The sequence below is a fragment of the Dokdonella sp. genome, assembly GCF_041395345.1.
Taxonomy (GTDB): domain Bacteria; phylum Pseudomonadota; class Gammaproteobacteria; order Xanthomonadales; family Rhodanobacteraceae; genus Dokdonella.
Genome location: NZ_JAWLAR010000012.1, coordinates 63,696 through 75,871, shown reverse-complemented (window position 1 = coordinate 75,871; position 12,176 = coordinate 63,696). Strand labels below are relative to the sequence as shown.

Genomic DNA, 12,176 nt, shown 5'->3' with positions numbered 1-12,176 from the left:
TCCAACACGGCTGGTCCTGACAGTGCGCACGGCCTGGGCTCTCTGGCGGAAAAACCTTGGTCGTCGCCTGCGCAGCGAAGGTTTGACGTGGCTGGCCCTTCTCGCAATTGCCCTGCGCCTGCCGTTCGCGCCCGGAACCATGCCGGGTGCCGGAACATACGTTGCCCTTTGCCCGAGCGGGCTGAGCCGGCATCAGGTCGAACTGCTGTTCCCGGCTCATCACGACCCTCATGCGCATCACGGATCACATGGCGTGCCGAATGGCTCGCCAGCGCCAGCGCATGAGCACGGCGATGGATATTGCGAATTCACGGTCTATTCGGCTGCCGACTCCGTCCGGCCATTCACGATGGAGCTGGCTCGATTGCAGGCGGCTCTCGAGCCGATCGCGCGCTCGATATCAGTGGTGGTTGTACCCGAGCAATACTACGAGGCGCGCGGTCCACCTGCAGGATCCTTGAAGTTCTGACCAGCGAGCGGCCCTCTGGTGGCCGTGCCTTCGAAGCATCGACGTTCGATGCAGCAAATACAGGAAACTCCAATGAAACTGCAAATTGCGGCGGCGCTTGCGCTTGCCCTGAATCTGGGTACGGCACAAGCCGACCACAACGCGGAAGACGCGGCTCCAGTGCGTGCCGACAGTCACGCACCGATCGGCGTGATGGGCGATCACCTGCATCGCGCGGGTGAGTGGATGATCTCCTATCGCTATATGCATATGGACATGCAGGGAAACCGAACGGGTACGGACGACATTTCGCCCGATGAGATCGTCACTACGCAGTCAAACCCGTTTGCAGGGATGCCGGGCATGCCACCCACATTGAGGGTGGTGCCCCTGGACATGCAGATGGACATGAACATGTTCGGCGCCATGTACGGCCTCACCGATCGACTAACTCTGATGGCCATGATCAACTACGTGGACAAGCAGATGAAGCATCGGACCTACGCCGGGGGCATGGGTACCAATGTGCTCGGCAACTTCGAAACATCCAGCAGCGGCTTTGCCGACAGCACGCTGTCCGCCTTGATCGGGTTGGGTGAGAACGCGATGGGTCGATGGCACGCCAACGTGGGTGTCTCGTTGCCTACGGGTTCTGTCAAGGAAAAAGGCCAGGTGCTTGCACCCAATGGCATGGAGCCGGTGCTTCGACTTCCATACCCGATGCAACTCGGGAGCGGAACCACCGATCCGATCCTCGGGCTCACCGTCACGCGCCAGTTCAACGACTGGAGCTGGGGTGCGCAATGGACCGGCCTCTGGCATGTAACGGACAACAACGAGGACTATCGACTCGGCGATCAGCAACGTCTGACCGCGTGGGTTTCGCGGCTGTGGACGCCGTCTGTCAGCACATCCTTGCGCCTGGCCGGACAGGACGTAGGTGAGATTCGTGGTCAGGATCCTCAGATCATGGCGCCGGTACAGACGGCGGATCCGTCGAGGCAAGGCGGGCAGCGAATCGAGCTCGGCATCGGCATGAACTACGCCGCGCAAGGTTCGATGCGCGGGAACCGCCTGGCGGTCGAGCTATTGCTGCCGGTCTATCAGAGACTGCACGGTCCGCAACTGGAGACGGATTGGCAGCTCGTTGCCGGGTATCAGTACGCGTTCTGAAGATTATTCTCGAGTTGCCTCGGGCTCATTGGCGTTGACCGGCCCGAGGCAGTTGGTGGGTGATGATTGGGCATGCGGAGCCGGCGCAACGCCTGCTCCGCATGCTGTGTTCCCGTTTCTGGCAGCTTTCGTTTGCGCCGGACAACCGGCAATTCTCCTCTTTTGGCCAGCCGTGCTGCGTGTGCCGTTCAGGCGGCGCAGTGACCATTCAGCGAGAAGTGACTCGCAAGCCGAAGGCGCGTGAGAACACCGCCGGAGTTCCATGGAGTAACACCAGTCACAAACACCCAGATTCGGCCACGAGAGGCTGCGGGCACTCGGTTGAATCGATGGCTCCGGAAATGCATGCCCGCTTGTGCCGCGCAATCTTCCCCAGGAGAGACCAGCTGCGATTTCCCCGTAACGGTCAGTTTGGCGCTCCGAACCGATAGTCAATGCCGAGGGTGAGTGAATACAGGTCCGCACTACCGGTGGTCGAAGTATCGCTGACGTCCCAGATGCCATCGAAGCTGAGGCGTGTTGACCAGTTTCTGGCGAAGTGCCATTGAAGGCCAAGAGCCAAGGCCGGGCACCATTCGTGCGAAGTGTGATCAATTTCGCGATGTCCATTGATGCCCGGAACTTCGGCGGAATGGTTGCGGTACTCGACGTAAGAAGCGCCGGTACTGACGAAGAGCTCAAGTTGCTGCCCGAGGGGCAGGGATCCCTTCAAGCTCAATCGCATGGCGTGCGCAGAAAATTGCCCTCTGATCGGTGCAAATGCCTGATGCAGGCAGGAGAAGCCGGGTGTGGTGCATTGGTATATCTTTTCGTAGTCAACCGAGCCGAAGTCCGTATACGTGCCCTGCACCGCGATGTAAGGGTTGAAGGAAAATGCGGCGCGAATGGAGCGGGCAATCGATTGACTTTCCGCGGAAGTCGGTCGCCGGTCATGGTGAACATCGGCGAGCGGATTCGAATCGATGTTGTAGTAGGCCGGGCCAGCAGCTACACCTAACGACCAGCGTCCGGTGGATTCGTCGGCTCCAGAAGCATTCACGCAGAAACCCGCAGCGACCAGAGACGCAATGCAGACATGAAACCTCATGCAACTTCCCCTGTCCTTATTGTGGCGCTTCAGCACGACGGATGAGGGAGCCAAATCGTTGCAATTGTCATTCCAGGTATTTTGCATAAAAAGGACGCAATCGGGCGGTGGCGCTGGACAACCTCTTTCGGCAAGGAAGGGCGCATCCCTTGGCCCCGCATACCAACCGATCGCCACCTGAACGGGCATCTGGCAGCCCTATTCGGGTTCCTTGCCCTGCAAGGGAGATCCCGATCGTTCAAAGGCCGTAGGCGCCTTGCGCGATTCATGCCACATCGTTACAATGCGCGGCTCTGATGCGGGGTGGAGCAGTCTGGCAGCTCGTCGGGCTCATAACCCGAAGGTCGCAGGTTCAAATCCTGCCCCCGCTACCAGGTTTCCTGCGAAGGGCCACTTCGGTGGCCCTTCTGCAAGGAAAGCGCAGGAAGCGCGAGCACCGATGCCTGGGAAGCAAGACAACGGTGAACTACGGAATGGGCCTTGCGCCCATTTTTTTTTGGCGGGATTTGGTGCGGAGCGAAAAGTCGCTGTGACGAACGAGAAACTCAATGAACTTCTGCAACCGCTGGTCACCGACCTCGGCCTGGAATTTGTTGGCATCGAGTTCAGTCCGAGCCGAGGCAGCAGCCTGCTGCGCGTCTATATCGACGCGCCGGGGCGCCCGGTGGCGATCGAGGATTGCGAGCGGGTGAGCCGCGAGATCTCAGCCCTGATGGACGTCAACGATCCGATCGAGGGTCGCTATACGCTGGAAGTCTCGTCGCCGGGGATTGACCGGCCGCTTTTCACGCTGGAGCATTTCAAGCGCTTCATCGGCAGCACCGTGAAACTGAACGCGGCCCTTCCCATTGACGGACGGCATCGCTTCCACGGTGCCATCAAGGACGTGCAAGAGGACAGGATTCATCTGGACCAGGATGGCAGGGACGTGGTGATCAACCACGCCAATGTCGTCAAGGCGAAACTGGTTCCGGACTACGCGGCGCTCGGAATATCCGCGGCGTCGAAGAAGAAAGAGGACACCGGGCCGCGCACGCGTGGTCCGAAACACAAGTGAGGCCGTTGCGACGGTCGCTCGGGAGTTGAACTGATGAGCAAAGAACTATTGCTGGTGGTTGACGCTGTTGCCAACGAAAAGGGGGTCCCGGAGGACGTCATTTTCGAGGCGATGGAAGCTGCTCTCGCCTCTGCGGCGAAGAAGCGCTATCCGAATGAGGAAATCCTCGCTCGCGTGTCGATCGACAAGGAGACCGGCGAATACGAAACCTTCCGGCGCTGGGAAATCGTCGCCGATGACGTCGTCATGGAGTCGCCGGACTGGCAGTTGCGCCTGATGGACGCGATCGATATCGAACCCGAGAGCCAGGTCGGCGAATACATCGAGGAGCAGATCGAGAATCCCGAGTTCGGTCGTATCGCCGCTCAGGCTGCCAAGCAGGTCATCGTGCAGCGAGTCCGGGAAGCCGAGCGCGCCCAGATCGTCGAGGCTTATGCGGATCGCGTGGGCGAACTGATTACCGGCATCGTCAAGCGCGTGGAGCGCGGCAACCTCTATATCGACCTTGGCGGCAATGCCGAAGCATTCATTCCGCGAGACAAGTCGATTCCGCGCGAAGCCGTCCGCGCGGGCGATCGCGTGCGAGGCTATCTTTTCGAGGTCCGCTCCGAGCCGCGTGGCCCGCAGCTGTTCATTTCGCGGACTGCTCCGGAGTTCATGATCGAGCTGTTCAAGCTCGAGGTGCCGGAAGTGGGCCAGGGTCTGGTCGAAATCAAGGCCTGCGCACGCGATCCGGGTGATCGGGCCAAGATTGCCGTACTTGCCCACGACCATCGCACCGATCCGATCGGCGCCTGCATCGGCATGCGCGGTTCGCGCGTTCAGGCGGTGTCCAACGAGCTCAATGGCGAACGTATCGATATCGTTCTCTGGAACGAGAACAACGCCCAGTTCGTCATCAATGCGATGGCGCCGGCGGAAGTGCAATCGATCATCGTCGATGAGGAAAAGCACTCCATGGACATCGCGGTTGCCGAGGACAAACTGTCCCAGGCGATCGGTCGCGGCGGTCAGAACGTGCGCCTTGCCAGCAAGTTGTCTGGCTGGCAGCTCAACGTGATGACGGCCGACCAGGTTCGCGAGAAGAGCGAGAGCGAGCAGGAGGCGGCACGTCTGTTGTTCGTCGAGAAGCTCGAAGTCGACAACGAAATTGCCCAGATTCTCGTGCAGGAAGGTTTCTCGACGGTCGAGGAAATCGCCTATGTGCCGACAGCGGAACTGCTGACCATCGACGGATTCGACGAGGACATCGTCGAGGAGCTCCGTGCCCGTGCACGCGATGCCCTGGTGACCGATGCACTTGCAGTCGAGGAGGAAATCGAGGAGCACAAGCCTGCGGAAGACTTGCTTGAACTCGAGACCATGGATGAAGGATTGGCCTATGAGCTTGCCCAGCACGGCATCGTGACTCGCGAGAACCTCGCTGATCTGGCCACCGATGAACTGGTGGAGCTGGCCATCGAAGGCGTCGACGAGGAACGGGCGGCAGCATTGATTATGGCAGCACGCGAGACCTGATGACTTCATCAACCACTGTGACGGGCGAATCCCGACACGGAGCGAAGATGGCAGTGAGGCAATCGCGGGCAGGTCAGGAGTACAGAACATGTCGGACGTAACAATCAAGCAATTGGCCACGATTCTGGCCACACCGGTGGACAAGTTGCTCGCGCAACTGGCCGAGGCCGGCATGAGCTTCTCCGACCCGGAGCAGTCGATCAGCAGCAAGGAAAAGGTCAAGTTGCTTGGCTTCCTGCGCCGGAATCATGGCAAACGCGAGGCAACTGGCGAAGACAGTGCACCCAAGCAGGTGACGCTGAAGCGTCGCACGGTCAGCGAACTGACCGTCAATCCCGGGCAGCGTGGCGCGGCAACCAAGACGGTCAACGTCGAGGTCCGCCAGAAGCGCACCTATGTCAAGCGCAGTGTCGTCGAGGATCAGGGCAAGGCGATAGATCCCGAGCGCGAAGATGCGTTGCGCAAGCTGGAAGAATCGCAGGCCAAGCGCGAAGCGGAGGAACAGGCGCGTCTCGAGGCGGATCGTCGCCGTCAGGAAGAAGAAGCCCGGCTCAAGGCGGCCGAGGAAGAAAAACAGAAGGCACTGGAAGCTGCACGACTTGCGGCGGCCAGCGAGGCCGAGTTGCTCAAGAAGGCGGACGAGGCGCCGGATGCTCCGGTTTTGCCGGTCCTGCCCATTGCGACCGAGCGACCGCACCGGGACGAGGGCCGTTCGGGCGCGCCGTCCGAGGGAGCCGGACGCCACGGCAAGCCCAAGCACGCCAGCGGTCATCGTGGTCGGGATGGCGAAGGTGCGCCACCGTCCAAGCGTTACTTTGGCAACGAGCTGCATCTGTCCCAGGAGGGCAGTGCGCGACGCACCGGTCGCAAGAAGCCGCGTTCGCGCGCCGCAGAACCCTCGCGTTCCGCTGGCGCCCACGGATTCTCCAAGCCGTCTGCCCCGGTCGTTCGCGAAGTCGAGATCGGCGAAACGATCAGCGTGGCCGACCTGGCCCAGCGCATGGCCGTCAAAGGTGCGGAAGTCGTCAAGACGCTCTTCAAGATGGGCGTCATGGCCACGATCAACCAGGTCATCGACCATGACACTGCACAGCTGGTCGTCGAGGAGATGGGCCATACCGCGGTCAAGGCAACCGATACCGACGCAGAGGTCAGCCTGCTCGCGCACGCGGAGACCGACGGCAAAGCCGAGCCGCGCCCTCCGGTCGTGACCATCATGGGGCATGTCGATCACGGCAAGACTTCGCTGCTCGACACCATTCGCCGGACCAAGATCGCGGCGGGCGAGGCCGGTGGCATCACCCAGCACATTGGCGCTTATCACGTGGAAACGCCGAAGGGCGTCATCACCTTCCTCGACACACCGGGCCACGCTGCATTTACTTCGATGCGGCAGCGCGGTGCCCAGGCGACCGATATCGTCATCCTCGTGGTCGCCGCCGATGACGGCGTCAAGCCGCAGACGGTGGAAGCGATCAAGCATGCGCGCGAAGCCAAGGTTCCGCTGATTGTTGCAGTCAACAAGATGGACAAGCCGGATGCGGATCCGGAGCAGGTCAAGCAGGGTCTGGTCCAGCACGAAGTCGTGCCCGAGGACTGGGGCGGCGACGTGCAGTTCGTGCCGGTCTCGGCGAAGACCGGCGATGGCATCGACGCATTGCTCGAGGCGGTGTCGCTGCAGGCCGAGTTGATGGAATTGCAGGCGGTGCGCGACGGCCGCGCCTCCGGTGCGGTGATCGAATCGAGCCTCGACAAGGGCCGTGGCCCGGTCGCGACCGTGCTGGTCCAGCAGGGCACGTTGAAGAAAGGCGATTTCGTGGTTTGCGGCGTGGAATACGGCCGCGTTCGCGCCATTTTCGACGAGAATGGCCAGCAGATCGAGGAAGCCGGTCCATCGATTCCGGTGCAGTTGCTCGGATTGTCCGGCGTGCCCGAGGCAGGCGACGATTTCGTGGTCGTGGCCGACGAGCGCCTGGCCAAGGATGTTGCCAGCCAGCGTGACGCCAAACGGCGCGATACGCGCCTGGTTCAGGCCGCCGGCAATCGCATGGAAGACGTGCTGGCCCAGATGGGTCAGTCCGAGGGTCAGCTTTCGCTCAACCTGGTCATCAAGGCCGATGTGCAAGGATCGGTCGAGGCCCTGCGCCAGTCATTGACTGCGCTGAGCAACGACATGATCAAGATCAACGTGATTTCCTCGGGTGTCGGTGGCATCACCGAATCCGATGCCACGCGTGCTGCATCGTCGAAGGCCACGATCATCGGCTTCAATGTGCGCGCCGATGCCGCAGCACGTCGAGTGGTCGAATCGAGCGGGCTTGATCTTCGCTACTTCTCGATCATCTACGACGTCATCGACCAGGTGAAGCAGGTTGCGACCGGACTGCTCGGTGTCGAGATCCGCGAAGAAATCATCGGTACGGCCGAAGTTCGCGACGTGTTCCGTTCGTCGAAGTTCGGTGCGGTTGCCGGTTGCATGGTTATCGAAGGCACGGTCAAGCGGAACAAGCCGATTCGCGTCTTGCGCGACAGCACCGTGATCTTCGAAGGCGAGCTTGAGTCGCTGCGCCGCTTCAAGGAGCTGGTGGACGAAGTCCGCAATGGCACCGAATGCGGTATTGCCGTGAAGCAGTACAACGACGTCAAGGCCGGCGACCAGATCGAGTGCTTCGAACGAATCGAAGTGCAGCGGACGCTTTGAAAGGCCGGGAGTAGGGAATAGGGAGTAGGGAATAGGTAAGTGCAGTAGCAAGAACGTAATCTAGCTACTGCCGATACCGGCCCGCTGTCCATTCCTGCTCCTAACCATTCCCTATTCCCTATTCCCTATTCTCTATTCCCGTCTCCGAGAAAATGTCCGATTTCACACGTTCCGATCGAGTTGCCGTGCAGTTGCGCAAGGAGATTGCCGTGCTTGTGCACCAGGCGGTGCGCGACCATGCGCTTCCGTCGGTCAGTGTCTCGGATGTCGAGGTGACCAGGGATCTCGATATGGCAAAGGTGTTCGTCACCACGCTTCTGTCCGAGGAGTCGAACAAGGCGGTCAAGGCACTCAACGAGATGGCGTTCGAGTTTCGCCGCGAATTGTCGCGCACGCTGAAAATGCGCCGCGTACCCGAGATCAGATTCCACTACGACGACTCGGTGGATCGCGGTGAACGCATCGAGCAGTTGCTGCGCGAGAATGCGCCCGACCCCGACAAGGAATGATGGTTATCCGGTTCGTGCGGCGATGAAGAAGCACTGGCGCGATGTCCACGGTCTGCTCCTGCTGGACAAACCCGAAGGGCTCAGTTCGAACCAGGCCTTGCAGCAAGCGCGGAATCTGTTTCGGGCGGCCAAGGGCGGACATACCGGAAGCCTTGATCCGTTGGCGACCGGACTCCTGCCGCTCTGCTTTGGCGAGGCGACCAAGATCGCAGGCTTGCTGCTGGGCTCGTTCAAGGCCTATGAAACCGAATGCGTGCTGGGCATCAGCACCGATAGTGCGGATGCGAACGGGACGGTCGTTGATACCCGGCCCGTCCCCGAGCTCTCGGATGCCGATGTCGAACAGGCGCTCAAGGCCTTTCGCGGAACGATTCTTCAGGTGCCCCCGATGTATTCGGCACTCAAGCGTGACGGGGAGCGGCTCTATCAGCTGGCCCGACGCGGAGAAAGCATCGAACTCGAGGCACGCAAGGTGGAAGTGCGCGATTTCAGCCTGATCGGGCGCGAAGGCCACCGACTGCGCCTGCATGTCGAATGTGGGTCCGGCACTTACGTGCGCAGCCTGGTGCGCGACCTGGGCGAAGCCATCGGGTGTGGCGCTCATGTCGCCAGCTTGCGCAGGCTCTGGGTCGAACCCTTCCGCTCGCCAGAAATGACGACTATTCCGGAACTCGAGCGACTGGCTGCCGAAGGCACCGACGTACTGGATGCCCGATTGTTGCCCGTTGAAGCGGGCCTGGCGGGCTACCCGGAAATCGTTCTCGATGAGTCGGACAGTCTCAAGCTGGCTCAGGGGCAGCGTGTCAGGCTTTTGCTGGAGCCCGCCATTTACATGGCGAAATCGCCGGACGGGCGTCTTCTGGCATTGGCTGAGGCGCATCCGGACGGCACCCTGAGATGCCTGCGCGGGTTCAATCTGGGCGGCCCGGGGCCTTCAATCTGAGCCGAATGGCGCAGACAACTTGTTGCAATGCACCTTTGCCAGCTAAAATAGGCAGCTTTCCCGGCAAATCTTCCATGCGGGGCTTGGTAACTGTCACCGGCCGGTGGCTGTTCCCAAGCCTCGCCCTCGTTCCATAAGGGTTTCCAACATGTCGCTCAACGTCGAAACAACCAGCAAGATCATCGCCGACTTCGGTCGTGTTGCCAACGATACCGGTTCGCCGGAGGTCCAGGTTGCACTGCTCTCGGCCCGTATCGAACATCTCTCCAAGCATTTCTCGGATCACGACAAGGATCATCATTCCCGTCGCGGTCTGCTGAAGATGGTCAACCAGCGTCGTCGCCTGCTCAATTACCTCAAGAGCAAGGACAATGATCGCTACAAGACCCTGATCGAACGTCTCGGCCTGCGCAGGTAATTCGTGCGTTCGTCCATGAACGCGGCATGTGCAATCGTTGGCGAACGGGCCAACGTTTCGCGTTTGGATGAAGTCCAGAGCGGCCACCCCTGGCCGCACTTTTCACAAGACGCACGAGCGCGCCTTCGCAGGCATGTTCGTGCTCAAAATCTTTAGGACACAAATAACGTGGCGAAAGTAACCAAGACATTCCAGTACGGCAATCATGAAGTCACGCTGGAGACGGGCGAAATCGCTCGCCAGGCCAGTGGTGCAGTGGTCGTCAGGATCGGCGATACCGTCGTCCTGGTGACCGCAGTCGGCGCCAAGTCGGCACGCGAAGGCCAGGACTTCTTCCCGCTCACGGTCGATTATCAGGAAAAGTTCTACGCGGGTGGTCGCATCCCGGGTGGCTTCTTCAAGCGCGAAGGTCGCCAGACAGAAAAGGAAACGCTGACATCGCGACTGATCGATCGTCCGATCCGTCCGCTGTTTCCCGAGCATTTCCGCAATGAAGTGCAGATCATCGCCACCGTGATGTCGATGAATCCGGAAATCGACGGCGACATTCCGGCACTGCTGGGTGCATCGGCCGCGCTGGCATTGTCCGGACTGCCGTTTGCCGGTCCGATTGGCGCTGCGAAGGTCGGCTACGCCGACGGCCAGTACCTGTTGATGCCGTCCGCCACCGAACTGAAGACTTCCGAGCTCGAGCTCGTTGTCGCCGGCACGGCCAATGCCGTGCTCATGGTCGAATCCGAGGCCAAGCTGCTCAGTGAAGAAGTCATGCTCGGCGCGGTCGTGTTTGGCCACAATGCCATCAAGCAGGCCGTCCAGGCCATCAACGAATTCGTCGCCGAGGTGGGCCAGAAATCCTTCTCCTGGACCGCCCCGGAGCGCAATCCGGCCATCGTCGACGCGATCAGGAATGCCGTCGGCGATCGTCTGGGTGCCGCCTACGCCGTGGTCGACAAGATCGAGCGCCGTGATGCGATAAACGCCCTCAAGAAAGACGTCATGGCCGGGCTCAAGGCAGATGCCGAAGCCAATGGCTGGGCATCCGGCGAACTGGCCAAGGAATTCGCCGAGCTGGAATACACGACCCTGCGGGCGTCGGTTCTGGCCACCAAAAAGCGCATCGACGGACGCAATCTGGATGACGTTCGCGCCATCACGATCCGCACCGGCGTGCTGCCGCGTACCCATGGATCGGCCCTGTTCACGCGCGGCGAAACCCAGGCACTGGTGACCGTCACGCTCGGTACCGGTCGTGATGCCCAGATTATCGACGCCGTCGAAGGCGAGTCGAAGGATCCGTTCCTGTTCCATTACAACTTCCCTCCGTATTCGGTCGGCGAAGCGGGTCGCATGATGGGTCCGAAGCGTCGCGAAATCGGCCACGGCCGGCTCGCCAAGCGCGGCGTGCTCGCGGTCAAGCCGTCGATGGAAGATTTCCCGTACGTGCTGCGCGTCGTCTCGGAGATCACCGAGTCAAACGGTTCCTCTTCGATGGCTTCGGTCTGCGGATCGTCGCTGGCAATGATGGACGCCGGCGTGCCGTTGAAGGCCCCGGTGGCGGGTATCGCCATGGGTCTGGTCAAGGAAGGCAACGACTTCGTCGTGCTCTCCGACATCCTCGGCGATGAGGATCACCTCGGTGACATGGACTTCAAGGTGGCCGGAAGTGCCGATGGCATCAGCGCGCTGCAGATGGATATCAAGATCGACGGCATTACCGAAGAGATCATGAAGGTCGCGCTGGCCCAGGCCAAGCAGGGTCGCCTGCATATCCTCGGCGAAATGAACAAGGCCCTTGGTGCGGCACGCACCGAGATGAGCGAATTCGCGCCGCGTCTGCTGACCATGCGCATTCATCCGGACAAGATCCGTGAAGTGATCGGCAAGGGTGGTTCGGTGATCCGATCGATCACCGAGGAAACCGGCACCACGATCGACATCACGGATGACGGCACCATCATCATCGCCTCGGTCAATCGTGCGGCCGCAGACGAAGCCAAGAAGCGCATCGAGATGATCGTTTCGGATGTCGAGCCGGGTCGCATCTACGAAGGCAAGGTCGCCAAGCTCATGGATTTCGGCGCATTCGTCACGATCCTTCCGGGCAAGGACGGACTCGTGCATGTTTCGCAGATCTCCAACGAGCGTGTCGAGAAGGTCTCGGACAAGCTCAAGGAAGGCGATATCGTCAAGGTCAAGGTGCTGGAAGTCGACAAGCAGGGCCGTATTCGCCTGTCGATGAAGGCCGTCGAGGAAGGTGAAGGCGTCAGTGCCTGATCGACCGCGTGGTTGAATAACCAGCGAAAGCGGGCTTCGGCCCGCTTT

General features: G+C 60.7%; 10 protein-coding genes and 1 tRNA gene. 10 read left to right on the top strand and 1 reads right to left on the bottom strand.

Annotation, left to right across the window (positions count from 1 at the left end; all coding sequences use genetic code 11):
• Positions 1-22: 22 nt before the first annotated feature.
• Complete coding sequence (locus R3F00_RS12055; RefSeq protein WP_371282041.1) at positions 23-469, top strand: hypothetical protein; 447 nt, start codon at positions 23-25, stop codon at positions 467-469.
• 72 nt (positions 470-541) lie between these two features.
• Positions 542-1,621, top strand: coding sequence for a hypothetical protein (locus R3F00_RS12050; protein WP_371282040.1), 1,080 nt, complete (start codon positions 542-544; stop codon positions 1,619-1,621).
• Between the two features lie 406 nt (positions 1,622-2,027).
• Here the strand turns inward: R3F00_RS12050 and R3F00_RS12045 are convergent, their stop codons facing one another.
• Positions 2,028-2,795: an outer membrane beta-barrel protein gene (locus R3F00_RS12045; protein WP_371282039.1), complete on the bottom strand. Its 768-nt coding sequence runs from the start codon at positions 2,793-2,795 to the stop codon at positions 2,028-2,030.
• Positions 2,796-3,005: 210 nt separating this feature from the next.
• Between R3F00_RS12045 and R3F00_RS12040 the strand changes: the two genes are divergently transcribed.
• From R3F00_RS12040 to pnp, 8 genes are all read left to right on the top strand, one after another.
• Positions 3,006-3,082: transfer RNA gene (locus R3F00_RS12040), tRNA-Met, on the top strand.
• A gap of 155 nt (positions 3,083-3,237) precedes the next feature.
• Positions 3,238-3,765, top strand: a complete 528-nt coding sequence (rimP, locus tag R3F00_RS12035; RefSeq protein WP_371282038.1) for a ribosome maturation factor RimP — start codon at positions 3,238-3,240, stop codon at positions 3,763-3,765.
• A 33-nt stretch (positions 3,766-3,798) separates the two neighbouring features.
• Complete coding sequence (gene nusA / locus R3F00_RS12030) at positions 3,799-5,283, top strand: transcription termination factor NusA (RefSeq protein WP_371282037.1); 1,485 nt, start codon at positions 3,799-3,801, stop codon at positions 5,281-5,283.
• Positions 5,284-5,371: 88 nt separating this feature from the next.
• Positions 5,372-7,984: a translation initiation factor IF-2 gene (infB, locus tag R3F00_RS12025; RefSeq protein WP_371282036.1), complete on the top strand. Its 2,613-nt coding sequence runs from the start codon at positions 5,372-5,374 to the stop codon at positions 7,982-7,984.
• Between the two features lie 152 nt (positions 7,985-8,136).
• Complete coding sequence (gene rbfA / locus R3F00_RS12020) at positions 8,137-8,493, top strand: 30S ribosome-binding factor RbfA (protein WP_371282035.1); 357 nt, start codon at positions 8,137-8,139, stop codon at positions 8,491-8,493.
• 22 nt (positions 8,494-8,515) lie between these two features.
• Positions 8,516-9,436: a tRNA pseudouridine(55) synthase TruB gene (gene truB / locus R3F00_RS12015; protein WP_371282034.1), complete on the top strand. Its 921-nt coding sequence runs from the start codon at positions 8,516-8,518 to the stop codon at positions 9,434-9,436.
• 148 nt (positions 9,437-9,584) lie between these two features.
• Complete coding sequence (rpsO, locus tag R3F00_RS12010; protein ID WP_371282033.1) at positions 9,585-9,854, top strand: 30S ribosomal protein S15; 270 nt, start codon at positions 9,585-9,587, stop codon at positions 9,852-9,854.
• Positions 9,855-10,022: 168 nt separating this feature from the next.
• On the top strand, positions 10,023-12,128 hold the full coding sequence (pnp, locus tag R3F00_RS12005) for a polyribonucleotide nucleotidyltransferase (protein ID WP_371282032.1): 2,106 nt from the start codon (positions 10,023-10,025) through the stop codon (positions 12,126-12,128).
• Positions 12,129-12,176 lie beyond the last annotated feature (48 nt).

Coding starts and splice junctions, on each gene's coding strand:
- rbfA (WP_371282035.1), top strand. CDS start 8,137: ATGTCCGATTTCACACGTTCCGATCGAGTTGCCGTGCAGTTGCGCAAG.
- infB (WP_371282036.1), top strand. CDS start 5,372: ATGTCGGACGTAACAATCAAGCAATTGGCCACGATTCTGGCCACACCG.
- nusA (WP_371282037.1), top strand. CDS start 3,799: ATGAGCAAAGAACTATTGCTGGTGGTTGACGCTGTTGCCAACGAAAAG.
- truB (WP_371282034.1), top strand. CDS start 8,516: ATGAAGAAGCACTGGCGCGATGTCCACGGTCTGCTCCTGCTGGACAAA.
- R3F00_RS12050 (WP_371282040.1), top strand. CDS start 542: ATGAAACTGCAAATTGCGGCGGCGCTTGCGCTTGCCCTGAATCTGGGT.
- rpsO (WP_371282033.1), top strand. CDS start 9,585: ATGTCGCTCAACGTCGAAACAACCAGCAAGATCATCGCCGACTTCGGT.
- R3F00_RS12045 (WP_371282039.1), bottom strand. CDS start 2,795: ATGCAAAATACCTGGAATGACAATTGCAACGATTTGGCTCCCTCATCC.